At 63.4% G+C, this 22,747-nt stretch carries 25 protein-coding genes; 15 read left to right on the top strand and 10 right to left on the bottom strand.

From position 1 onward, the window contains the following. The first annotated feature begins 237 nt into the window (after window positions 1-237). The 3 genes from AC3WVQ_RS16175 to AC3WVQ_RS16165 all read left to right on the top strand — a co-directional run bounded on the left by AC3WVQ_RS16175 (window position 238) and on the right by AC3WVQ_RS16165 (window position 4,246). On the top strand, window positions 238-1,290 hold the full coding sequence (locus tag AC3WVQ_RS16175) for a sugar phosphate isomerase/epimerase family protein (RefSeq protein WP_034787015.1): 1,053 nt from the start codon (window positions 238-240) through the stop codon (window positions 1,288-1,290). Window positions 1,291-1,550: 260 nt separating this feature from the next. After that, entirely contained in the window at window positions 1,551-2,732 is a 1,182-nt protein-coding gene (locus AC3WVQ_RS16170; protein ID WP_090297988.1) for a Gfo/Idh/MocA family protein, read from the top strand. Window positions 2,733-2,878: 146 nt separating this feature from the next. Then, window positions 2,879-4,246 carry a GH1 family beta-glucosidase gene (locus AC3WVQ_RS16165; protein WP_034787007.1) on the top strand — a complete coding sequence of 456 codons (1,368 nt, stop codon included), beginning with the start codon at window positions 2,879-2,881 and terminating at the stop codon, window positions 4,244-4,246. A gap of 54 nt (window positions 4,247-4,300) precedes the next feature. Here the strand turns inward: AC3WVQ_RS16165 and AC3WVQ_RS16160 are convergent, their stop codons facing one another. Beyond that, window positions 4,301-5,173 carry an NAD-dependent epimerase/dehydratase family protein gene (locus AC3WVQ_RS16160; protein ID WP_090297985.1) on the bottom strand — a complete coding sequence of 291 codons (873 nt, stop codon included), beginning with the start codon at window positions 5,171-5,173 and terminating at the stop codon, window positions 4,301-4,303. A 414-nt stretch (window positions 5,174-5,587) separates the two neighbouring features. Here AC3WVQ_RS16160 and AC3WVQ_RS16155 point away from each other — a divergent pair, with 414 nt between their 5' ends. From AC3WVQ_RS16155 to AC3WVQ_RS16140, 4 genes are all read left to right on the top strand, one after another. Continuing rightward, on the top strand, window positions 5,588-6,670 hold the full coding sequence (locus AC3WVQ_RS16155) for a methionine ABC transporter ATP-binding protein (RefSeq protein WP_089044929.1): 1,083 nt from the start codon (window positions 5,588-5,590) through the stop codon (window positions 6,668-6,670). Beyond that, the gene (locus tag AC3WVQ_RS16150; protein WP_060604648.1) at window positions 6,660-7,325 is read left to right on the top strand and encodes a methionine ABC transporter permease; all 666 of its coding nucleotides are present in this window, start codon (window positions 6,660-6,662) and stop codon (window positions 7,323-7,325) included. The genes AC3WVQ_RS16155 and AC3WVQ_RS16150 overlap by 11 nt, the downstream gene beginning before the upstream one ends. Before the next feature lie 37 nt (window positions 7,326-7,362). After that, complete coding sequence (locus AC3WVQ_RS16145; RefSeq protein WP_034786995.1) at window positions 7,363-8,139, top strand: MetQ/NlpA family ABC transporter substrate-binding protein; 777 nt, start codon at window positions 7,363-7,365, stop codon at window positions 8,137-8,139. A gap of 113 nt (window positions 8,140-8,252) precedes the next feature. After that, window positions 8,253-8,660, top strand: a complete 408-nt coding sequence (locus AC3WVQ_RS16140; protein ID WP_244546796.1) for a GFA family protein — start codon at window positions 8,253-8,255, stop codon at window positions 8,658-8,660. 263 nt (window positions 8,661-8,923) lie between these two features. Here the strand turns inward: AC3WVQ_RS16140 and trhO are convergent, their stop codons facing one another. The 3 genes from trhO to AC3WVQ_RS16125 all read right to left on the bottom strand — a co-directional run bounded on the left by trhO (window position 8,924) and on the right by AC3WVQ_RS16125 (window position 11,368). Continuing rightward, a complete protein-coding gene (trhO, locus tag AC3WVQ_RS16135; RefSeq protein ID WP_110819343.1) occupies window positions 8,924-9,880 on the bottom strand; it encodes an oxygen-dependent tRNA uridine(34) hydroxylase TrhO in 957 nt (318 codons plus the stop codon). Window positions 9,881-9,989: 109 nt separating this feature from the next. Further along, window positions 9,990-10,898 (bottom strand): CHAD domain-containing protein, encoded by a 909-nt coding sequence (locus tag AC3WVQ_RS16130; RefSeq protein ID WP_034786985.1) that lies wholly within the window; start codon window positions 10,896-10,898, stop codon window positions 9,990-9,992. Then, window positions 10,895-11,368 (bottom strand): CYTH domain-containing protein, encoded by a 474-nt coding sequence (locus AC3WVQ_RS16125; protein WP_034786982.1) that lies wholly within the window; start codon window positions 11,366-11,368, stop codon window positions 10,895-10,897. The genes AC3WVQ_RS16130 and AC3WVQ_RS16125 overlap by 4 nt, the downstream gene beginning before the upstream one ends. Before the next feature lie 201 nt (window positions 11,369-11,569). On the opposite strand from AC3WVQ_RS16125, the gene AC3WVQ_RS16120 reads away from it, so the two are divergent. From AC3WVQ_RS16120 to AC3WVQ_RS16105, 4 genes are all read left to right on the top strand, one after another. Further along, a complete protein-coding gene (locus AC3WVQ_RS16120) occupies window positions 11,570-12,208 on the top strand; it encodes a 2-dehydro-3-deoxy-phosphogluconate aldolase (protein ID WP_034786978.1) in 639 nt (212 codons plus the stop codon). 206 nt (window positions 12,209-12,414) lie between these two features. Then, the gene (locus AC3WVQ_RS16115; protein ID WP_034786977.1) at window positions 12,415-13,128 is read left to right on the top strand and encodes a tellurite resistance TerB family protein; all 714 of its coding nucleotides are present in this window, start codon (window positions 12,415-12,417) and stop codon (window positions 13,126-13,128) included. 120 nt (window positions 13,129-13,248) lie between these two features. Next, the gene (locus AC3WVQ_RS16110) at window positions 13,249-13,944 is read left to right on the top strand and encodes a GNAT family N-acetyltransferase (RefSeq protein ID WP_060517647.1); all 696 of its coding nucleotides are present in this window, start codon (window positions 13,249-13,251) and stop codon (window positions 13,942-13,944) included. A 42-nt stretch (window positions 13,945-13,986) separates the two neighbouring features. Continuing rightward, on the top strand, window positions 13,987-14,193 hold the full coding sequence (locus AC3WVQ_RS16105; RefSeq protein ID WP_034786975.1) for a hypothetical protein: 207 nt from the start codon (window positions 13,987-13,989) through the stop codon (window positions 14,191-14,193). 22 nt (window positions 14,194-14,215) lie between these two features. On the opposite strand, the gene AC3WVQ_RS16100 is transcribed toward AC3WVQ_RS16105, so the two are convergent. The 3 genes from AC3WVQ_RS16100 to AC3WVQ_RS16090 form a co-directional block, all read right to left on the bottom strand. Then, window positions 14,216-15,268, bottom strand: a complete 1,053-nt coding sequence (locus AC3WVQ_RS16100) for a nickel/cobalt transporter (RefSeq protein WP_090297979.1) — start codon at window positions 15,266-15,268, stop codon at window positions 14,216-14,218. Next, window positions 15,262-15,906: a DUF1007 family protein gene (locus tag AC3WVQ_RS16095; protein WP_034786971.1), complete on the bottom strand. Its 645-nt coding sequence runs from the start codon at window positions 15,904-15,906 to the stop codon at window positions 15,262-15,264. Before AC3WVQ_RS16095 ends, AC3WVQ_RS16100 begins: the two co-directional genes overlap by 7 nt. 101 nt (window positions 15,907-16,007) lie before the next feature. Beyond that, the gene (locus tag AC3WVQ_RS16090; RefSeq protein WP_060517532.1) at window positions 16,008-16,901 is read right to left on the bottom strand and encodes a LysR family transcriptional regulator; all 894 of its coding nucleotides are present in this window, start codon (window positions 16,899-16,901) and stop codon (window positions 16,008-16,010) included. 695 nt (window positions 16,902-17,596) lie between these two features. Between AC3WVQ_RS16090 and odc2 the strand changes: the two genes are divergently transcribed. The 3 genes from odc2 to AC3WVQ_RS16075 all read left to right on the top strand — a co-directional run bounded on the left by odc2 (window position 17,597) and on the right by AC3WVQ_RS16075 (window position 20,239). Next, window positions 17,597-18,736: an ornithine/lysine decarboxylase gene (odc2, locus tag AC3WVQ_RS16085; RefSeq protein WP_218686560.1), complete on the top strand. Its 1,140-nt coding sequence runs from the start codon at window positions 17,597-17,599 to the stop codon at window positions 18,734-18,736. Between the two features lie 88 nt (window positions 18,737-18,824). Beyond that, the gene (locus AC3WVQ_RS16080; RefSeq protein WP_034786966.1) at window positions 18,825-19,415 is read left to right on the top strand and encodes a GNAT family N-acetyltransferase; all 591 of its coding nucleotides are present in this window, start codon (window positions 18,825-18,827) and stop codon (window positions 19,413-19,415) included. 197 nt (window positions 19,416-19,612) lie between these two features. Next, window positions 19,613-20,239, top strand: a complete 627-nt coding sequence (locus AC3WVQ_RS16075) for a LysE family translocator (RefSeq protein ID WP_034786964.1) — start codon at window positions 19,613-19,615, stop codon at window positions 20,237-20,239. Window positions 20,240-20,245: 6 nt separating this feature from the next. Here AC3WVQ_RS16075 and AC3WVQ_RS16070 read toward each other — a convergent pair whose 3' ends face one another. The 3 genes from AC3WVQ_RS16070 to AC3WVQ_RS16060 form a co-directional block, all read right to left on the bottom strand. Beyond that, window positions 20,246-20,653: a VOC family protein gene (locus AC3WVQ_RS16070; protein ID WP_110819344.1), complete on the bottom strand. Its 408-nt coding sequence runs from the start codon at window positions 20,651-20,653 to the stop codon at window positions 20,246-20,248. 144 nt (window positions 20,654-20,797) lie between these two features. Next, window positions 20,798-21,370 (bottom strand): ASCH domain-containing protein, encoded by a 573-nt coding sequence (locus tag AC3WVQ_RS16065; RefSeq protein ID WP_090297973.1) that lies wholly within the window; start codon window positions 21,368-21,370, stop codon window positions 20,798-20,800. 1 nt (window position 21,371) lies between these two features. After that, window positions 21,372-22,004, bottom strand: coding sequence for a LysE family translocator (locus tag AC3WVQ_RS16060; RefSeq protein WP_090297970.1), 633 nt, complete (start codon window positions 22,002-22,004; stop codon window positions 21,372-21,374). Window positions 22,005-22,278: 274 nt separating this feature from the next. On the opposite strand from AC3WVQ_RS16060, the gene AC3WVQ_RS16055 reads away from it, so the two are divergent. Then, the gene (locus tag AC3WVQ_RS16055; protein WP_060517538.1) at window positions 22,279-22,725 is read left to right on the top strand and encodes a glyoxalase superfamily protein; all 447 of its coding nucleotides are present in this window, start codon (window positions 22,279-22,281) and stop codon (window positions 22,723-22,725) included. The last annotated feature ends 22 nt before the right edge of the window (window positions 22,726-22,747 follow it).

Here is a 22,747-nt window from a genome sequence, read left to right as displayed (position 1 = left end):
GCAGCGAGGGCGTGCCGTGGCTGGTCTAATGCCGTGTGCAATGAAATCGATTACAAAACTTTTCGGAATCCGGTCGTGCGCTGTTGCCCCTCGCTGAAAATCTGCTAGCTTCGGCGCCTGCAACGTTTCAGATCCGGCAGTTCTGGGAGAAAACAAAGGCGTGCAATCGCCTTTCATGCCGGCTGTCAGGACAAGGCCAACACCAATTTCGGCCGTTCCATCGGGAGGAAAATCAGCATGAAGACCATCAAGGGGCCAGGGCTCTTTCTTGCGCAATTCGCCGGCGATGCCGCGCCGTTCAATTCCTGGGATGCGATCACCAAATGGGCGGCCGATTGCGGCTACAAGGGCGTGCAGGTGCCGAGCTGGGACGCGCGGCTGATCGATCTGAAAAAGGCGGCGACCTCGAAAGCCTATTGCGACGAGTTCGCCGGCACGGCGCGCGACAATGGCGTCGAGGTAACCGAGCTTTCGACCCATCTGCAGGGTCAGCTCGTCGCCGTGCATCCGGCCTATGATGAAGCCTTCGAGGGGTTTGCAGCACCCGAGGTGCGCGGCAATCCCAAAGCACGCCAGGCCTGGGCGGTGGAACAGGTGAAGCTGGCGCTGACGGCCTCGAAGAACCTCGGCCTCAACGCCATGGCAAGCTTCTCCGGCGCGCTCGCCTGGCCTTTCGTCTATCCCTGGCCGCAGCGGCCGGCCGGTCTCGTCGAGACCGCCTTCGATGAACTGGCGAAGCGCTGGAAGCCGATCCTCGACCATGCCGAGGATTGTGGCGTCGACGTCTGCTACGAGATCCATCCGGGCGAGGATCTGCACGACGGCATCACCTACGAGATGTTCCTGGAGCGCACCGGCAACCATGCCCGCGCCTGCATGCTCTACGACCCTTCGCACTACGTGCTGCAGTGCCTCGACTATCTCGACAATATCGACATCTACAAGGACCGCATCCGCATGTTCCACGTCAAGGACGCGGAGTTCAACCCGACCGGGCGCCAGGGCGTCTACGGCGGCTACCAGGGTTGGGTCAACCGCGCCGGCCGCTTCCGCTCGCCCGGCGACGGCCAGGTGGATTTCGGTGCGGTGTTCTCGAAGATGGCCGCCAACGATTTCGCCGGCTGGGCGGTGGTCGAGTGGGAATGCGCGCTGAAACATCCGGAGGATGGGGCACGCGAGGGTGCCGATTTCGTCAAGCATCACATCATCCGCGTGACCGAGAAGGCGTTCGACGACTTTGCCGGGGCTGGCACGGACGAGGCGGCCAACCGGCGCATGCTCGGTATCTGAGGCAGGTAGGACCTGAGGGTGCGACTGCCCGCTCTCCTCGGGTTAACCCGAGGATTAGCCCTCTTCCCGCAGGCGGGGAGAGGGGACGTGGATTGCCGCTGACCACGGGCTATCGTGGCTGCTGTTGCTGCGGTTTCGCAAGCGGGTGCGGCATGAGCCCTTCTCCCCGCGTGCGGGGAGAAGGCGCCGGCGGGCGGATGAGGGGCATCCGTTGCGCCAGGAAACGAGCAAACAACACGGAACGAACAGGGGAGAAGATCATGGCAATCGAAGGAACGAGCGAGAAGCGCGAGCGTCGCATCCGGCTCGGCATGGTGGGCGGCGGCTCCGGCGCATTCATCGGCGCGGTGCATCGCATCGCAGCCCGTCTCGACGATCACTATGAGCTGGTGGCCGGCGCGCTGTCGTCGACGCCGGAAAAGGCGGAAAGCTCAGGCCGAGAGCTCGGGCTCGATCCGTCGCGGGTCTATTCCGACTTCAAGCAGATGGCGATCCGCGAGGCGAAGCTGAAGGATGGCATCGAGGCGGTGGCGATCGTCACGCCAAACCATGTGCACTACGCTGCGGCCAAGGAATTCCTGAAGCGCGGCATCCACGTGATCTGCGACAAGCCGCTGACTTCGACGCTTGGCGACGCGAAGAAGCTGAAGAAAGCGGCGGACGAGAGCGATGCGCTGTTCGTGCTGACGCACAATTACACCGGCTATCCGATGGTACGGCAGGCGCGCGAGATGGTCGCCAATGGCGAGATCGGTGCGGTGCGGCTGGTGCAGATGGAGTACCCGCAGGACTGGCTCACCGAAAACATCGAGCAGTCGGGCCAGAAGCAGGCGGCCTGGCGCACCGATCCGGCGCGCTCGGGTGCCGGCGGCTCGACGGGTGATATCGGCACGCACGCCTATAATCTCGGCGCCTTCGTCTCCGGCCTCGAACTCGAAGAACTCGCTGCCGATCTCGACAGCTTCGTTGGCGGCCGCCAGCTCGACGACAATGCCCATGTGATGATGCGCTTCAAGGCGAAGGACGGCGAGCGCGCCAAGGGGCTGCTCTGGTGCAGCCAGGTGGCGCCCGGCCACGAGAACGGCCTGATGGTGCGCGTCTACGGCACCAAGGGCGGGCTTGAATGGACGCAGAAGGACCCGAACTATCTCTGGTACACGCCGTTCGGTGAGCCGAAGCGCCTGCTCACTCGCGCCGGCGCCGGGGCGGGTGCGGCCGCAAACCGCGTCAGCCGTATTCCGTCGGGCCATCCGGAAGGTTACCTGGAAGGCTTCGCCAACATCTACGCGGAGGCGGCGCGCGCCATCTTTGCCAAGCGCAAGGGCGAGAAGATCGATCCGGCCGTCACTTACCCGACCATCGACGATGGCATGAAGGGCATGGTCTTCGTCGACGCCTGCGTACAGTCATCCAAACGAAATGGGGCGTGGGTAAAGGTATAGCCGCAGGCCAATACCGGCGGAAGGGCGGGGCTTTCCCGCCCTTTTTCGCGAGTTGACATTTGCCGGCATGGATTTAGGTCGGCCCGCTACAAACCGAAAACCAAGGTCCCGCTGGCAGCGGGGCCGGAACGAGACGAGACAAAGAGATGACCGATCCCAAGATCCTGGCAGAGCGCTTCCCGGGCGATTTCGTATTCGGGGTGGCGACCGCCTCCTTCCAGATCGAAGGCGCGACCAAAGCTGACGGGCGCAAGCCGTCGATCTGGGATGCCTTTTCGAACATGCCGGGCCGTGTCTTCGGGCGTCACAACGGCGATGTCGCCTGCGATCACTACAATAGGCTCGACGAGGATCTGGACCTGATCAAAAGCCTCGGCGTCGATGCCTATCGGTTTTCCGTTGCCTGGCCGCGGATCATTCCTGAAGGCACCGGCCCGATCAACGAAAAAGGTCTCGATTTCTACGACCGCCTCGTCGACGGCCTGAAGGCGCGTAACATCAAGGCCTTCGCCACGCTTTACCATTGGGACCTGCCGCTGGCGCTGATGGGCGATGGCGGCTGGACGGCCCGCACGACGGCCTATGCCTTCCAGCGCTACGCCAAGACCGTGATCGCCCGCCTCGGCGACCGGCTCGACGCGGTCGCGACCTTCAACGAGCCCTGGTGCTCGGTGTGGCTTAGCCACCTCTATGGCATCCATGCGCCGGGCGAGCGCAACATGGACGCAGCCCTGCATGCGCTGCACTTTACCAATCTGGCGCACGGGCTCGGCGTCGACGCCATCCGCTCCGAGCGGCCGAACTTGCCTACGGGCATCGTCATCAATGCGCATTCGGTCTACCCGGGCAGCGACAGCGCGGCCGACAGGAAAGCCGCCGATCGCGCCTTCGACTTCCACAATGGCGTCTTCTTCGGCCCGATCTTCAAGGGGGAGTACCCCGAAAGCTTCATGAGTGCGCTCGGCCATCGCATGCCCGCGATCGAAGACGGCGACATGGAGACGATCTCCCGGCCGCTCGACTGGTGGGGGCTCAACTACTACACGCCGATGCGGGTCAGTGCCGATCCGGCCAAGGGCGCAGAATATCCGGCAACCATCAATGCCAAGCCGGTGAGCCAGACAAAGACGGATATCGGTTGGGAGGTTTACGCTCCGGCGCTCGGCAGTCTGGTCAAGACGCTGAACGCGACCTACCAGCTGCCCGACTGCTACATCACCGAGAACGGCGCCTGCTACAACATGGGTGTCGAGAACGGCATTGTCGACGACCAGCCGCGGCTCGACTATATCGCCGACCACTTGTCGGTGACGGCGGATCTAATCGCCGAGGGTTATCCGATGCGCGGCTATTTCGCCTGGAGCCTGATGGACAATTTCGAATGGGCCGAAGGTTACAAGATGCGTTTCGGCATCGTCCATGTCGACTACGACACCCAGGTCCGCACCATCAAGAAGAGCGGTGAGTGGTACCAGGCTCTGGCCGAACAGTTCCCGAAGGGCAACCACATCTGACGCTCAAGCGGGCGGGCTCACCCGCCCGCAACGCTTCCGTGCGGCTCGGTCAATTCACCGCCGGACCGGCAGGACTTCCAGGCTCTGCCGGTCGAGCTGGGCCAGCACTTCCTTGAAACCGTAGCGCGGCTTCCAGTCGAGCTTTTCGATCGCAGCACTCGGGTCATACACCCGGTCGATGGTCGCGGGCAGCGGCCAGTCGCGATCGGCAAAGGCCTGCGACAGTTTTGGCGCACGCTCACGCAGGAGCCCTGCGGCATCCTCCGCCAGCCGGCGGCAATCCGTTGGAAGGAACGGCGTTTCGCCCGAGATGATGTAGCGCTGAAAAGCCGGGCCGCCATTGTCGAGTGCTGCCACATGCGCGGCAGCCACGTCGCGCGCATCGATGCCGCGGTGCAGGCGGTAGCTTGCGATACGATCGGCGACCTCCGGGAAACAGCGCGACATGCGCAGCACCCGCACATGCAAAGCACGATCCGCCGCGTTTTCGAGCAGAGCTTCGGCCGCAAGCTTGGTGTGGTGGTAGATGGTGTGCGGCTTCGGCGGCGTCTCCTCGGTGATCCAGGCGCAGCCGCCTTCCGTGACCGCATGACCATAAAGTGCCGTCGTGCTGGTAAAGACGATGCGGCCGACGCCGGCGGCCTGGGCTGCGGCAATCACCAGATGGGTGCCCATCACATTGACGCGCTCGAACTCCTGGTCGGCGACGGCGTCTACATGTGGCGCGTGCAGGGCCGCCGTATGGATGACGGCGTCCGCCCCTTCCATCGCGCGCTCCAGCAGTTCGCCATCGACGAGATCGCCGACGATGGCCGTCGTGCCGAAGGGCGCGCGATCGATGCCGATGACGTCATGGTCGGCGGCGGCGAGCGCGTTGTAGATCGCTCTGCCGATGCGGCCGGAACTTCCGGTCAAGACGATGCGCATTTCTCACCTCATATTCCTGTTCCTGCCCGTTAGCATGAAATGCGGTCGGACACAGTCCGCCCGAACAAGGATTTCCAAGATGGCGATTTGCGGGATGACGGCGCGTTGCGAAGCAAAAGAGCATGGTTTTGCCGTTGCTTGGCAAATTCGGAAAAATCATGCCTGTGAAAGGGCATGGCAATTCTCCATAAGAGCCGTAGATTATGTCGCATGCGGGCCATGCGGCAGCAAAGTTGAACTGACTGGTTGCTTGATGTTAGAGAAGTGCTCCCTGTTCCGAATGCGTTGTCGAATGTCGGCCTGACCAGACGCGCGTTCCATCCCGGCCAGGCCCGGGATCATGAGTTTTGAACATCCGAGAGCACTTATGTACCCGCACATTCCGACTGCGCCTCATTCGGGGAATTCCGAACGATGAGCGTTTCCGCCCAAAACGCCGCGCCATCGGCTGACGCGGCCGTCGTCTTCGACGGCGTTTCCAAGCATTTCCCCGCGTCCGGCACCAGCGGCGCCTTCACTGCGCTCGACAAGGTCTCGCTGACCGTCGACCGTGGTTCGATCACCGGCATCATCGGCCGCTCCGGCGCTGGCAAGTCGACGCTGATCCGACTGGTCAACGGGCTCGAAAAGCCGACGGGCGGCAAGGTGCTGGTTGACGGCGTCGATGTCGGCGGGCTCGACGAGGCGGCGCTGCGCAGCCTTCGCCGCTCCGTCGGCATGATCTTCCAGCACTTCAACCTGCTGTCCTCGCGCACTGTGTTCGGAAACGTCGCGCTGCCGCTCGAAATATCCGGCATGGACAAGCGCGCGATCGAACAGCGCGTTCGACCGCTGCTCGATCTCGTCGGTCTCGCCGACAAGCACGGGCGCTATCCGGCCGAACTTTCGGGCGGCCAGAAGCAGCGCATCGGCATCGCCCGCGCGCTTGCGACCGAGCCGAAGCTCCTTCTCTCCGACGAGGCGACCTCGGCGCTCGATCCGGAAACGACCCAGTCGATCCTGGAGCTTTTGAAGCGCATCAATGCCGATCTCGGCCTGACGGTGCTGCTCATCACCCACGAGATGGAAGTGGTGAAGGCGGTGACCTCAGACGTCGCCGTCATCGATCATGGCCGCATCGTCGAGCGTGGCCACACCTTCGACGTCTTCACCCATCCGAAGCACGAGACGACGCGGGCGCTGCTCTCGGGGCTGCCGGGGTCGAAGCTTCCAGACGCGGTCGCCCGCGCCCTGAAGTCTGCACCCGCGGCCGGCGATCGCGCCGTCGTGCGGCTCACCTTCTTCGGGGCTGCGGCCGAGAAGCCGCTGATCTCGCAGCTGATCAAGTCTGTCGGCGCCGAGGTCAACATCATCGCCGGCACGATCGACGAGATCGGCGGCGCGCCCTATGGCTCGCTGGTCGTCGCCTATGGCGCGGATGCCGAGACGTCCGGCCGCGCCGAACGCTTCTTTGTCGAAAACGGTCTGGTCACGGAGGTGCTCGGTTATGTCGCCTGATATTCTCCTGCGCATCGGCGGGGCCACCGTCGACACGATCTATATGGTCGCCATCGCCGGCCTGATCGGCTCGCTGATCGGCGGGCCAATCGGCATCTTCCTCGCCACCAGCGGCAAGGGTGAACTCTTCCCGGCGCCGACGCTCAACCGCTTCATCGGGCTGATCGTGAACGCCACGCGCTCGACGCCGTTCATCATCCTCGTCGTCGCCATCATTCCGTTTACCCGACTGCTCACCGGCACCTCCATCGGTACGAAGGCTGCGATTGTGCCCTTGACGATTGCCACCATTCCCTTTGTCGCACGGCTGGTGGAAGCGGCGATCCGCGAAATCGACAAGGGGCTGATCGAGGCGGCGCGCGCCATGGGCGCGACCCCGATGCAGATCGTCTTCAAGGTGCTGCTCGCCGAAGCGCGGCCCGCGCTGACCCTGGCGCTCACCATGACCGCCGTCAGCCTCATCGGCTATTCGGCGATGGTCGGTGCCGTCGGCGGCGGCGGGCTCGGCGACCTTGGCATCCGCTACGGCTACCAGCGCTTCATGCCCGACGTGATGCTCGTCGTCGTCATCGTGCTGATCGTGCTGGTGCAGCTCGTCCAGAGCGCCGGCGACGGGCTGGCGCGGCGTTTCGACAAGAAAAACCGCAAGACCTGATTTCCTCCCAAGACTGAACGTGAACAAGGAGACGACCATGAAGAAGCTTATCATCGCGGCAGCGATTGCCGCTCTTTCCGCCGGCACGGCACTCGCCGAAACCATCAAGGTCGGCGTCACGCCGGGCGAACACGCCCAGATCATGGAGAAGGTGAAGGAAATCGCAGCTCCCAAGGGCCTCGATATCGAGATCCTCGAATTCTCCGACTATGTCGTCCCGAACCAGGCTCTGGCTGACGGCGACCTCAACGCCAACTCGTTCCAACACCAGCCCTATCTCGACAACCAGATCGCCGATCGTGGTTTCGACATCGTCAGCGTCGGCACCACCATCACCACCCCGATGGGCGTCTATTCGCAGAAGGTGAAGAGCCTCGACGAGCTCAAGGACGGCGCCACGATCGCCATCCCGAACGACCCGACCAATGGCGGCCGCGCGCTGCTGGTTCTGGCGTCGAAGGGCCTGATCAAGGTCAAGGAAGAAGTGGGCCTCAAGGTCACGCCGGCCGACATCACCGAGAACCCGAAGAACATCACGTTTGCCGAGCTTGACGCTGCCCAGTTGCCGCGCTCGCTGCAGGACGTCGATGCCGCCGTCATCAACACCAACTACGCGATGGAAGCCGGCCTGCACCCGAAAAAGGACGCGATCGCGATCGAAGGCGAGAAGTCGCCCTACGCCAACGTGATTGCCGTGCGCAAGGCCGACAAGGATGCTCCGTGGGTGAAGACCCTGGTCGAATCCTACCACGACGAAAAGGTGAAGGCCTTCATCAACGACACCTTCAAAGGCGCGCTGATCCCGAGCTGGTAAGCGTCTCTGGTAAAGAGAAACATGGACCGCGCGCTGCAACTTGCGGCGCGCGGTTTTTCTTCGACCGCATGGCTTGCTTGGCTATCCTCCTGGCACTTCGAGGAGGACGAACCATGAGCGTCTTGAAAGGCGGATGTCTCTGCGGTGCAATCCGGTATGAGCTGAACCGTGAGCCGCTTTTTTCCGGTTTCTGCCATTGCCGCGATTGCCAGCGCACGACAGGCACCGGTCATTGCTGTTACATGATCTTCGAGCGGGCCGATGTGACGATGTCGGGAACCGGCCGCGGTTACGAGACGCGCGCTGAAAACGGCAATCCTTCGATCCGCTATTTTTGCGAAACCTGCGGCAGCCAGGTTTATGGCTCCGGCCCGCCGGACGATCCGCGTGTGTCGATCTATGCCGGCACGCTCGACGACCCGTCGGTATTTCGACCGACAAACGCCATTTTCACCCGCAGCCGCCATGAATGGGACCGCAGTGCATTGGCACTTGAGGAATGCGAGGCGTTGCCGGGCTGACTGCGTTCGCGAGTGAAACCGCCGCTCACCCCAACCCTCTCCCCGCAAGCGGGGCGAGGGGACGTGCCACGCTGGGGCGCCGCGGAACGCAGCTCTCGGTACCCGGGGAACTGCGTGCAAGTCGCAGCCGCAAGCTGGAGTTAGCGATGTCGGCTGGGGCGGTGCCACAAGTCCCTTCGCCCCGCTGCGGGGAGAAGGTGCCGGCAGGCGGATGAGGGGTGCTTCCCGCTCGCACGAGCGACGGGCGGATGCCCAAGCGTATGTCAGCTACCGAGGTGGCGCTCGCCGCGCTTCTTGGCAAGTTCGATCTGCCGCTGGCGCTGGCGGTAGCGTTCGCGGTCCTCGTCGGTGCGGACCTCGTGGCAATGGATGCAGGAGACGCCGTCCTCGTGGTGCGGTGAAGCCAAGTCCGCCTTGGTCAGCGGCTGGCGGCAGGCGTGGCAGAGCGTGTGCTCGCCTTCCTCGAGGCCATGGGTGACGGAGACGCGATCGTCGAAGACGAAGCAGGCGCCTTCCCAGAGGCTTTCTTCCTGGGGCACTTCCTCGAGATATTTCAGGATGCCGCCCTTGAGGTGGTACACCTCATCAAAGCCCTGCTCTTTCATGAAGGCGGTCGCCTTCTCGCAACGGATGCCGCCGGTGCAGTACATGGCGATCTTCGGCTTGTTGTGCAGGCCGGTGTTGTTGCGCACCCAATCGGGAAATTCGCGGAAAGTTTTGGTGTTCGGATCGACCGCGCCCTTGAAGATGCCGATTGCGGTTTCGTAGTCGTTGCGCGTATCGATGACGATCGTCTCGGGATCGGAGATCAGTGCATTCCAATCCTTCGGATCGACATAGGTGCCGACGATCTTGTTGGGGTCGATATCCTCGACGCCCATGGTGACGATTTCCTTCTTCAACCGCACCTTCATGCGCAGGAACGGCATGGACGATGCACGGCTTTCCTTGTGCTCCAGTGCGCCGAATTCGGGCTGCGCGCGCAGGAACGAGAGCACCGCGGCGATGCCGGCATCCGTGCCGGCGATCGTGCCGTTGATGCCTTCATGCGCCAGAAGCAGCGTTCCCTTGACGCCGTTTTCGTCGCAGACGGCCTGCAGCGGTTCGCGAAAATCGGCGAAACGCGGGAAGCGTGCGAAATGATAGAGCGCGGCCACCAGAAACTGGCCATGCGTCTCACCATGGGGCTCAGGGCGCGGGATCGTGAAAATGTCGGTCATGGCCCGTGCAAATACAGCTTTCGCGCCGCAAGCGCAATCGCGGCGGGGCCCAGGGGCACTCTGTCGCGGCGCGGACAGTCGGTCCGCCCGCCGAAATTTCGCCGAAACATCAGCGCGCGGCGTCGAGCCAGAGCAACCGGATCGTTCGGCTTTCGTCGTCCGGTTCCTCCTGGAAGACCTCGGCGGCGAGATCAAGAGCGTGCTTGCGCAAGCTTCCCTGTCGGTCGATGACGGCCGCGATGAGGTGGGCCTGATCCTGACTGTTACCGGCAAGCCCCGGATCCTCGTTGATCAACTGGGTCATGACCGCGAGATCGTTGAGGTGCCCGAGCGTGTCGACCAGCGCTTTAGCCTCGGCGCGCTTGGCCTGCAGGGCGGAAGGCCAGACCGCGTGCATCAGGCCGAGATGCATGCGGTAGTCCTGCGCCCGCTTTCGCAGCTCGTGGAACGCCGGGGCTTCCGAAGTCTCGCTGCATGCCTGCCGGGCGCGCTTGGCCCGCCTCAGAGTGCGCCGCCATCCCTTCGTCAGCCGGTCTGCGGTCTTGCGGCGTCGATCGTCGAATGTCACTTGGCTGAGGGCCTGCAGTGCCTGCTCGCAGCGCACGATGGTGGCTGCCACGCGGTCCTCGATATCGGTCGCGCTTGCCGTGATGCGGTCCCGGCGTGTCGTCAGCCGCTCGCAGACATGGGCGAGCGCCCGTTCTTCCTCCTCGTTGCAAGCGGCTGCCTTGAGGTAATGGGCGTTCTCGACCAGTGCGGCCGCGTCCCGAACGGTTGAGAGGTTGCGGGCCATGTCGCGGATGCGCGCATTTTCGTGCTTCTGAAAAAGCGGCACGTCCGCTGCGACGAGACGGTACAGCGAGCGCAGGCGCTTGAAGTTCTTGCGGGCGTCGTGGATCGCCTCGTGCACCCCGTCAGGCCGATCCTCGAGCTTCATCACCGCCTGTGTGAGCTGTTCGGCGGCGATCGTGCGGAAGTCTTCGGAAAAAGGCCGTCCAGGTTCGAAGGCGTAAGTCATGGTTGCGGTTCCGTCAGTCCTTCCGTGGCGAGGGACTGGTTGGAGTAGCGGCGATCGCCCGTGATTTCCTGCCCGACCCAATCGGGCAGCGCCGGCATGTCGGTCTCGCGCTTCATCTCGACTTCCGCAACGACGAGGCCTTTGAGCGCGCCTCCATAGACGTCGACTTCCCAGGTGAACCCCTTGTGCGGCACCCGGTAGCGCCTCTTCTCGATGACGATCCCGACCGCCTGGGTCAGCATCTCGCGGGCATCGTCCATCGGCAGGTCGTACTCGTATTCGTTTCTGACCAGTGCCGACTTGCCGATCTTGATGGTCAGCCGCGCCCATTTGTCGCCGTGGATGCGCACGCGCAGCGAGCGGTCGTCCATGGTCACGACATAGGCCTGCCTGAGGTCAATGCCCTTGTCCGCACGCTCTCGCCACCCATCGGAAGCGACGAGAAACTTGCGCTCTATTTCCTTCGCCATGGAAAATCCGCCATTTCGAGGGCCCGCGGCCTTCAACCTATCGCTTTCACGCAAAGGCTCAAGTCATCTCTTTGTCGCAAGTTGCATATTACCGTTGCCTTACATGCGAAAGCCGCGCTCCCGCCGCCTTGGGTCTCGACAACCGGTGGCAGGGGGAGTATGCGGAGGGCATATTCAATCGTTTTAAAAAGGACGATCGGCATGAGCGCGAAATCCGACAGGCTTCTTTCAACCCTCAAACTGGCGCCGGTTGTTCCGGTGCTGGTGATCGACGACGTGGCGACCGCCGTTCCCCTGGCGCGCGCGCTCGTTGCCGGCGGGTTGAAGGCGATCGAGATCACGTTGCGCACGCCGGCCGCACTCGAAGCGATCCGCGCCGTTGCCAACGAAGTCGAAGGCGCTGTTGCTGGCGCCGGTACGATCCTCAACGCCGCCCAGTTCGAAGCCGCGGTCGAAGCCGGCTCGAAGTTCATCGTCAGCCCCGGCACGACGCAGGAACTGATCGATGTGGCCAACGACCACGAGGTGCCGCTGCTGCCAGGTGCGGCGACGGCGAGCGAAGTCATGGGTCTGCGTGAAGAAGGCTACGACGTCATGAAGTTCTTCCCGGCCGAGCAGGCCGGCGGCGCCGCCTACCTCAAGTCGCTGTCCTCGCCGCTTGCCGGCACGCTCTTCTGCCCGACGGGCGGCATTTCCCTTGCCAATGCGCGCGACTATCTGACGCTGCCCAACGTCGTTTGTGTCGGCGGCTCCTGGGTTGCGCCGAAGGAACTGGTTGCCAAGGGCGACTGGGCCGGCATCACCAAGCTTGCGGCAGAAGCCTTCGTGCTCAAGGGCTGAGCGGCAAGCAACGCCTTCCGTTTTTTGAAAGGCCGGGTGGAGAGCCCGGCCTTTTTCTTTGGCTGTACGGCGTCGCTCGCCTCTGGCGCGAATTTGTATTTTCCCTGCAACGTTCCTATGTCTCAATCCATTCAGCGACGGGCGCGCGGGCGGCGCACCCTTGAGCTCGCCTTCAACCGCCCGGAACCGACAAGGAGCGAAACCCGATGTTCGACGCGAAGAAATTGCTGGATCAGTTTCTGGGATCGCAGGTGCCCGGTGCCGGCGGCACGGTGCGCGATCGCGCGACCCAGGCGACGCAGCTTGCCAAGGACAATCCACTGGCGAGCGGCGCCATTGCCGCTGTTCTGCTCGGCACCAAGTCGGGTCGCCAGCTGGCCGGCAACGCCGCCGTGCTTGGCGGTCTCGCGGCGATCGCCGGTCTCGGCTACCAAGCCTACAAGAATTATCAGGCCGGCAATACGCCGGGCGGTGCAACGGTTGCCAAGGGCGAGCCGGAACTTCTGCCGCCGCCGGCCGATTCCGGCTTCGCCTCTGCTCCCGAAGCCGTCAGCCATGATTTTGCGCTGACCCTCGTGCGCGCAATGATCGCCGCTTCGCGTGCCGACGGCCATATCGACGAGGCCGAGCGCCAGCACATCATGGACAAGCTGTCGGTCTCGGGCCTTTCGGCCGATGCCGCGGCCTTCCTCGAAGGCGAGCTTGCCAACCCGGTCGATATCGACGCGATCGTCGGCGCGGCAAAGACCGAAGAGGAGCGCGTGGAGATCTACACCGCGTCGCGCCTGACGATCGAGCCGGAAACCCGTGCGGAGCGCGGCTATCTCGACCTGCTCGCCGGACGCCTCGGACTTCCCGACGCGCTGGTCGATCACATCGAGGCGACGGTCTCGGCCGCCAAGGTGCCGGCCACCGCGTAGGATACCGTTCGGGGGGCATGGTTTCATCACCGGTTCGAACAGGGTTCATCACCAGTTTGAATTTGTGTCGGCCGCCACTCTGGCCTATGCCGAAGGGCAGGGATGAAGGAGGAGCGGCCGATGCAGGATCTGAAGAACTGGAAAGGGTGCCCGGCGCCGAAGGGCGTCGCGCTCGAAGGGCGTTTCGTCAAGCTCGAGGCCTATGAGCGCGACCGGCATCTGCAGGACCTCTGGGACGGCCTCGGCGGTATGGCGATCAACCCGCTGCTCAAATACTTCACGCAGCCGGATTTTAGGGATATCGACGCTTTCGATGCCTGGCTGACGGCGGCGCAGGAGAAATCCGGCTGGGTTACAGAGGTCTTCCGCGACAAGGCGACCGGCATTGTCGTCGGCATGGCCAATTACATGCGTGCCGATCCCGCCAACGGCGTCGTCGAAGTCGGCTCCGTGGCACACGGCGCCGCCATGGCCCGCTCGCCGCTCTCGACCGAAGTGCATTACCTGATGGCGAAGCACGCCTTCGAGGATCTCGGCTATCGCCGCTACGAGTGGAAATGCCATAGCGAGAACATGGCGAGCCGCAAGACCGCCGCCCGGCTCGGTTTTACCTTCGAGGGCATCTTCCGCCAGCACATGATATCCAAGGGCGGCAACCGTGATACGGCCTGGTTTTCGATGATCGACAGCGAATGGCCGCTGCTCAATGCCGCATTCGAAACCTGGCTTGCAGCTGATAATTTCGATGAAGACGGTCGCCAGAAGCGGCGGCTTGAAGATATACGTTCGGATCTGGAGCGGCAGGCGTCGAAATAGGCGCAGGCTGCTTAAGCCGCAGCAGACAACAACAGGGAAGTCATGCAGAACAAGGAAAAGTCACCGGCGATCGCCGCTGCGATCATTCTCGTCGTCGCCGGTCTCGGCTTCTTCGTTCTGCCGTCGATCATGCTCAAGCTCGGCGATATCTCGCCCTGGCTTGCTGCCGCCTTCGGCGTGATCTTCGTGCTCGGCTTCTTCCTGCTCTTCTGGCTGCGAGCCCGCTACCAGCGCAAGCGCGGGCTCTGACGGCCCGATCAGGCCGCGTGCGTCAGCTCTGCAAAGCCGCGCCGAGCAGCGCCAATCCCAGCAACAGAACCAGGGCAGCGCCGGCGATCTCGATGCCGTTCGAGATCCGGGCAGCCGCCGCGCCGTTTGCCGCATAGCGCAGCGCAACGCCCTTTGCGGTGACGGCCATGGTCGCAAGGATTGAGACGGTGATCGCCGTACCGATCGACATGGCGAAGACCGAAAGCACGCCGCCGAGGTAAAGCCCGTTCAGGAGTGCGAAGGACAGCACGATGAGTGCGCCGGAGCACGGGCGCAGGCCGACGGCGATGACTGCCGACCAAGCTTCGCGGAGCGCAAAACGATCCCCTTTCAGCATCGACGGGTCGGGCGCATGCGCATGGCCACAGCTCGAGCAGACCTCGCCCGGGCCATGGCTGTGCCCGTGGTGATCATGATGGTGGCTATGATGATGATCGTGATGATCATGATGGTGATCGTCCGCGAGCTGGACGTGCCCGCCGCCGGCAACGGAAGCCAAGGCAACCGGACGCAGCATCGACCGTAGCTTGCGCAGGAGAAGCCAGCCGCCGAAGGCGGCGATCAGCGCGTAACTTGCGATCTCCAGCCAGCGCGTGGCGCTGGTCATGCTGATCGAGGTACCGCGCAGGATGAGGTAAACGGCGCCGATCAGGAGGATCGCGACCACGCCCTGCAGCAGCGAGGACAGGAAGGAGAGCAGCACGCCGCGCTTCAGTTCCGTCTCGTTGGCGATCATGTAGGACGAGATCACCGCCTTGCCGTGACCGGGGCCGGCGGCATGCAACACGCCATAGGTGAAGGACAGGCCGACCAGCGACCAGAGCTGCCAGGGGTTCTCACGCATCCCCTTCAGCGCATTGGTCATCAGCCGGTAGAAGCCCTGCTGCTCCATGTTGATCCAGGCGAAGAAGCCGCCGAGAAAACCGGTCGTCTTGAACGCGGGCTCGGCCGTGCCGATGCCGAGGGGCGACTGCGCCGCGGCGATTGTTGCAGAAAGCGCCGTGACGACGAGCGCGGCCGTGACCAGACGTGCGATCCCGCGGGTGTTCAGCATGTGATCTCGATCCTGGTTGCAAACAGCTTCGACATGTCGGTGCCCGTCGGGTCGCTCCAGAAGGCGTCGGTCAAGGTGTCCTTGTTCTCGGCGAGAACTTCGTCGGGATCAGGGCGGACGACCTTGTGCTCACAGGCATTGATCTTGTCGCCGACGACGGTCAGGTCATCGTCGGTGGCGAAGTCCATGGCCGTATACATCGTTGGATCGTAGACGCCGAAGGAGAGCTTGCCCTTGAGCGGCATCGGCTCGGCCGGCTTGACCGCGAACATCATCAGCAATTGCCCGTCCTTGTAGTCGACGGTGATGTGATCCGGCTTGTTGACCTTGATGGTTTTGCCGTTGTCGAGGATCGTCGTGTAATAATTGTACTCGGACAGGGACTCCATCACCGTCTGCCCGACTTCGGCCAATTCATCCGGATCGAGCGTCGCGTTCGAGTTCTTGTCGAAATCGAGCACCACGCTGGAGGAGAACAGTTCGTCGAAGCGCCAGACGTTCCTGAGTTCGCTGATCTCGTCCTTGTCGTCGGAGACGACCTCGAGGCGCGCTTCCGCAAAAATGTGCGGGTGGGCAAAGGCCAGCGACGGGGCAGCCAGGGTGGCAAGGCCGGCCATGACGAGGCGTTTGGTTCTCATGTGGCGGCAATCCTTTCGGCTGGAGCAATCGCTCCGCGATTCGTTTCCGGGAATGTACCGGAAATGGGACGGAATTGGGACTTTGAGGTGCCGGCGCCCGATCACCGTGGCTTGCGAAACCAGGCGTGCAGGAAGTCGACGAGGGTTCTGACCTTGGCCGGGAGGTAGCGGCGATGCGGATAGATCGCATAGATGCCGCGGTCGCGGGGGAGGAAATCGTCGAACAGCGTCACGAGTTCGCCGGTAGCGATTTTCGGGCGGGCGATGAAGTCCGGGATGATCGATACGCCGAGGCCGGAGACGGTGGCTCTGAGGGCTGCAAGCGGGCTGTTGACCTCGATCGGGCCGCTGACGGGCACGGTGAAGGCCGAACCATCGGGCTCGACGAAGCGCCAGTTGGAATAGGAGCGGCCATTGGTATCGAGAATGCAGGGCAGCTTGGAAAGGTCCGTCGGGTGAGCGATGGGGCCAGATTTTTCCAGGAATTCCGGGGCAGCGCAGATCAGCACCTGGAAATCGTCGAGCTTGCGGGCGATCAGCGTCGAATCTTCGAGCCGGGTGATGCGGATGGCGACGTCGAAGCCTTCCTCGACCAGATCGACGAAACGGTCGTCGGAGATAATTTCGAGCGAGAGTTCGGGATGCTGCTTGCCGAAATCGACCAGCGACTGGCCGATGTCGGCATCGACGAAGGTGCGCGGCGCGGTGATGCGCAGCCGTCCCTTCAGGTCGGAGTTGTTGGCGCGCACGAGATCGGCGAGATTGTCGATCTCCTTCAGGATTTCCGACGCGGTGCGATAGTAGGTGTGGCCAGCCTCGGTCAGCGAGAACTGCCGTGTCGTGCGGTTGAGGAGCAGCGCACCGAGTTCATCCTCGAGCTCGCGCACATATTTCGAAAGCAGCGCCTTCGACTTGCCGACACGCCTTGCGGCGGCCGAGAACCCCTCGGCGTCCACGACATCGATAAAGGCGCGGATGCGGGTGAGTGTGTCCATGACGATCTTTCTTTCGTGCTCTCAATCGTGCTTCGCCGATTCGCCGGCGAAGGCCTCTTTCCGCGTCGATAATGCAGACGGCAGATTGTCCGTCGCTTGCGTCATTGCGCCGGGTTCTGCCTTCAGTGCCTGTTCTTATAAATAACAGTCTTCTTTCAATGCTTTAGCGTTGTGGACGATCTGGCGCCAAGCGTTCAAAATTTGTGAACATCGACAGTTTTGCCCGGCTGGAAAAAAATTCAACCGCGGTTGTGAAAAAACTCTTGATTACGACGGGCTTTTTTCTTACCTACGCCCTTGCCCAAAGTCGCACGTGCCTGTGGGTGTCCGCCGACCCTCGATTAGGTGAGGGTATCGGTAAGGTACCTGGAACTAACCCCTCCAGTCGCTATTCCGGCCAACCGGGAAATGCGAGGACATCTTGAAGCAACGACGGTGCGGGCCTTTCTGGTGTCTGCCGGCTTTCCAACAGCCGGGGTTACTGAAGAGGCACACCTTCATTGCCGGAAGTGCGGTTGGGTTATTCCCTCCAATCCATGGCAGACAAAGCCGAATTGAAGCCTAGGCGGGCTTTGATTCACCGTTCGCGCATCGAGCGCATGCATGGTTCCGGGGTCTCCACCGGCTGGTTCCAGAGCATGTGCGCGTATGCCCTTTGTCCTCCGCGAAAGCGGGGCATCTTGGATCAGGGGAATATGGCCATGACCACGGCTCGCATCATCGACTTCATCAACACCCGACGACCGGAAGGCCCGTGCCTTGTTGTCGACCTCGACGTCGTGCGCAACAATTTCAAGGCTTTCCGCCATGCAATGCCGGACAGCTCGATCTATTATGCGGTCAAGGCAAACCCGGCGCCGGAAATCCTGCGCCTGCTCGCCGGTATGGGCTCCTCCTTCGATTGCGCGTCCGTCGCCGAAATCGAAATGGCGCTCGACGCCGGTGCGACCGCGAGCCGCGTCTCCTATGGCAACACCATCAAGAAGGAGCGCGACATTGCCCGCGCCCACGCGCTTGGGGTCAACCTGTTCGCGGTCGACAGCCACGAAGAAGTGGAGAAGGTTGCCCGCGCAGCCCCCGGCGCCCGCGTGTTCTGCCGCGTCCTGACTGATGGTGAAGGCGCCGAATGGCCGCTGTCGCGCAAGTTCGGCTGCGTCCCGCAGATGGCCGTCGACGTGCTCGTCTACGCCCACCAGCATGGCCTCGTTTCCTACGGCGTCTCGTTCCATGTCGGTTCGCAGATGACGAAGCTGGATGCCTGGGATCAGGCCCTTGCCGATGCCAAGCGCGTCTTCGTGCAACTGGCCAAGCAGGGCATCGAGCTCAAGATGGTCAATATGGGCGGTGGCTTCCCGACGAAGTACCTGAAGGACGTGCCGACGGCGGAAGCCTACGGCCAGGCGATCTTCGGCGCGCTGAAGAAGCACTTCGGCAACCACATCCCGGAAACGATCATCGAGCCCGGTCGCGGCATGGTCGGCAACGCCGGCGTGATCAAGGCGGAAGTCGTTCTCGTCTCGAAGAAGTCGGACAACGACGCCCATCGCTGGGTGTTCCTCGACATCGGCAAGTTCGGCGGACTCGCCGAAACCATGGACGAAGCGATCCGCTACCCGATCCGTACGGCGCGCGATGGCGACGAAATGGAGCCTTGCGTGCTCGCCGGCCCGACCTGCGATTCGGCCGACGTGCTCTATGAGAAGAACATGTATCCGCTGCCGATCACCCTTTCGATCGGCGACGAGGTTCTGATCGAAGGTACCGGCGCCTATACGACGACCTACTCGGCCGTCGCCTTCAACGGCTTCGAGCCGCTGAAGGCCTATGTGATCTGATCCGGCCTGCTCCCGTCCTCGGGCGGGAGCGCCACTTCACAATTTTCGTTCGGTCCGCCTGAAGCGGTTTTGATGACGGGAGGCCCCGATGGCCGCTGTTGTTGACGCCCTGCGCGCGTTTTTCGCGCCCACTACATTTGTAATCGATGCGGAGAATCCGGGCGACGTCGTCGCGCGCGAGAACCTGCTCGACCGTGCCATGGGGCCGGAGCGCCGCCGCAAGTCGTCGGAGAAGCTGCGCAGCGGCCGGCTGCCAGCCGAAGGCCTTGCCTTCGTCGCCCGCGATGTCGATGGTCACGTGATCGGCACGGTCCGGCTCTGGAACGTCGAGGCCGGCGTCAGCCGTGAGGGCCATGCCGTGCCGGCGCTGCTGCTCGGTCCGCTCGCAGTCGACCCCGCCCATGAGGGCAAGGGCATCGGCGGCATGCTGATGCGGGCCGCGATCGAAGAGGCCAAGAACCGCGGCCATGGCGCGATCCTGCTCGTCGGTGATGCTGCCTATTACGAGCGCTTCGGCTTCTTTGCCAGCCGCACCCAGCATCTGGTGATGCCAGGGCCGTTCGAACGCGACCGGTTCCTGGCGCTCGAGCTTCGGGACAACTGGCTCGAGGGCACCGCCGGCCTGATCGTCGCCAGCGGCCGCAAGCTCGCCATGCCGCCGGTTCGCCGCGCCGCCTGAGATCTCTTTCCGCCGCCAACCCTGCGGTGGCGGATTTTTCGCTGCTCCCTCGCTGGTCCGATGTGATCGGCGAGGGGGCAGACGCATGACATGCCGGGCGCTCCCTGCTGATGGGTTCGTGATCTTCCTTGACAATGCGGCACCGCTGACCTGTCCTTGCGGCAAGGCCTCGTTGCAGGCGGATGGAAGTCTCGCGCATGGATCCGTTCATTTTCGGGGCAGCGACCCTGCTACCCTTTCTACTGACATCCTTCATCATCGAACTGACGCCGGGACCGAACATGGCCTACCTCGCCATGGTCGCGGCCTCGGAGGGGCGCAGGCCCGGCATGGCGACCGTCGCCGGCGTGGCGCTCGGCCTGGCCATCGTCGGCCTTGCCGCATCCTTCGGGGTCGCCGAGTTCGTCGGCCAGTCGGACATGCTCTATGGGGCGCTTCGCTGGGCAGGCGTCGGCTTCCTGCTCTATCTCGCCTTCGAGGCCTGGAACGGTGACGGTGAGGAGGCGGGGCCGAGCGGCAAGCCCGCATCCTTCTATTTCCGGCGCGGCCTGATCACAAATCTGCTCAATCCGAAGGCGGCGCTGTTCTTCGTCACCGTGCTTCCGACCTTCGTCGACGATACACGCCCGCTCTTGCCCCAGAACCTGACGCTTGCCGCGCTCTATGTGGGGGTCGCGACCGCGGTTCATGCCGCGATCGTGCTTCTGGCCGGGGCGTTGGAACCGGTCCTCAACTCGCCGGCACGCGAACGGTTGGTGCGGCGTGTGCTCGCGCTGATGCTTGCGGCCGTGGCGATCTGGTTCGGCTGGTCGACGCGCCGTTAAGGCGGGTCAGGACGAGCTCTCGACCTCGCGGGCGTCGTAGCAGACGAAGGCCAGCTTGTTGCCGTCGGGATCACGCACATAGGCAGCGTAGAAGCCATCGCCATATTGCGGACGGAAGCCTGGTTTTCCCTCTTCGCTGCCGCCGCGCGCCATGGCGGTCTCGAACAGCCGGTCGATGACCTCCGCGCTTTCCACCAGGAAGGCGGTCATCGCACCGTTGCCGATCGAGGCGGCTTTCCCGTCGAAGGGGTGGCAGGCAAAGAAACGCGGCGCCTTGTCATCATCCTTTCGACCCCAGGAGGAAACCTGCTCGTCGCAGTAGCAGCGCTCCTGGCCGATCAGCGCCATCACCGGATCGTAGAAGCGCTCTGCGCGCCTCAGGTCCGCCGTTCCGACCATGGTGTAGCCGATCATGCCTGTCTCCTCGCCTTGCCTGATGGGGGTGGTCCGTTTCGGTGGCAAGTCGTCTCACACCTGCTTTAGGCACGCAACAGCGGCGATCGGGATTGGAAGGAATGACCGATCGTGTCCGCGTCACCGCCCGCTTTTTCACGCGGGCTATTCGCCGTCGAGATAGGCGCGCCCGCGGCCGGACAGGCGATAGCCGACATCGAGGCTTTCGGTGAGGCCGAGCTCCTTCAATTTGCGGATGCGCGCCTTGAGCTTCAGTTTCTCCATGCCGATGGCGGCGCTCAGCTCCGCCGCGGTCGTCCCGTCACGGACGGCGATCAGCTGCAGTACCGGACGCGTCCAGCCCATGCCGGCGCTGTCGTCGAAGCGCGCGAGCTTGCGGTCGATTTCTGCCCGTCCTTCACCGTCGAGGTCAGCCGCTTCCCGCAGGGCGATGCGTGGATCGTCGCCGGCACGGTGGAAGGCGATGCGATAGCAGCGCCCTTCCGGGCGAGCGGCCAGCTCCTTCAAGAGAGCGCCGAGATCGACAAAGCCAGCTTTGCGGGCATCGCTGTCGGTAATCGCGCCTTCGTCGATCTCGTCGACGGCATCGATGGCGAGAACACCGACTGAGGTGCGCAAACTACCGCCGGCCTTGACCGTCGGCTTGGTCCAACGCCGGAAGGCCAAGGTCACGTCGCGGCTGGCGATGCCAGCGAGCACGTTTTGGCGAAACAGCATTTCAGGCGGTGGCGCGGCGATAGAGGGCGAGCGAGCCGGCGAGCGCCAGCAAGGCGCCGCCGCAGAGGCGGTCGAGCCAGACGGCGCCGGAACGCTTGAGGAAAGCTGCAGCCTTCGCGCCGAGCAGCGCATAGCCGAACATCACGGTGAAATCGACGGCTGCGAAGACGAGCGCAAGCATGGCGTATTGCGACGCCTGTGGTGCCGCCGGATCGATGAACTGCGGCAAGAAGGCGGTGAAGAACAGATAACCCTTGGGATTGGTGACAGCGACCAGGAAGCTTTTGAGGAAAATCGCGGCAGAGGAAACGGGAGCCGCGCCGCCGGCTTCGTTTGCCACCTGGATCGTCCCTTTCGACCGCAGCAGCATGATGCCGAGAAAGGCCAGATAGCCCGCGCCCAGCCATTTGACGACGGTAAACCAGAATTCGGAGGCCGCCAGCAGCGCGCCGAGGCCAAGCGCGACCGCGCCGATCAGCACGAAATCGGAGAGGACGGCGCCGACCATGCCGGCGATTGCGCGCCGCACCCCGTAGCGCGATCCGTTGGTGAGTGCGAGGAGGACCGTCGGGCCCGGTGTCGCGATGCCGATGAAGGCAACCAGCGCGAATGCGAGTATCGTCATTTCGGTCATGAGTTCCTCCCTCGTCGTCTCCTTCAGTCGTCCCACAGCTTTTGCGCGTGCGCAATCGTCTTTCGCGGGGTCGCAGCCGCATTTCCGGGCCTGGTTTGACAGTCGAGGCGGCATCCCCTATGGAAGCGGCAGGGTGAAGGTCCCTGCCGTCCGCGAGCGTCATGCTTTGGTGAAGTCCTTCTTTTGAGACACGGTCAGCCGAAACGGCATGCGAACCGGTGGCAATGCGGGCTCCCATCTTCAAGGAATGCATGCCGCTGCAGGAGACCTTCTCATGACGCGCGGATCAATCCCGCTTCCCTCGCTCGACGCCCTGAAAGACCAGGCCAAGCGTCTGCGCATCCGCCTCGCATCCGAAGGCGAAACCATCGGCCATTCCCGCTCGCTCGAACTGATCGCCGCCCAGTACGGCTATCGCGACTGGAACACGCTGCATGCCGCCGCCGGCAACCGGCCGCCCTTCAATCCCTGGATGCTCGGGTCCCGCGTGAAGGGGCGCTATCTCGGCCAGGCCTTCGAAGGCGAGATCCTGGGCGTCCAGGCGATCGCGGCGCAGCCGGGACGCTATCGTCTGACGATGAAATTCGACCAGCCGGTCGACGTCGTCACCTTCGAGAGCTTCTCGGCCTTGCGCCAGCGGGTTACCGCGACGGTGGACGAGAGCGGCCGCACGATCGAAAAAACCTCCAACGGGATCCCGCAACTCGAACTTGAATGGTGAGGCGCGAGCACCGCCTGCCGAG

This window comes from Ensifer sp. EB106-05-01-XG146 (assembly GCF_058791875.1).
This window is presented reverse-complemented; position numbering and strand designations above follow the sequence as displayed.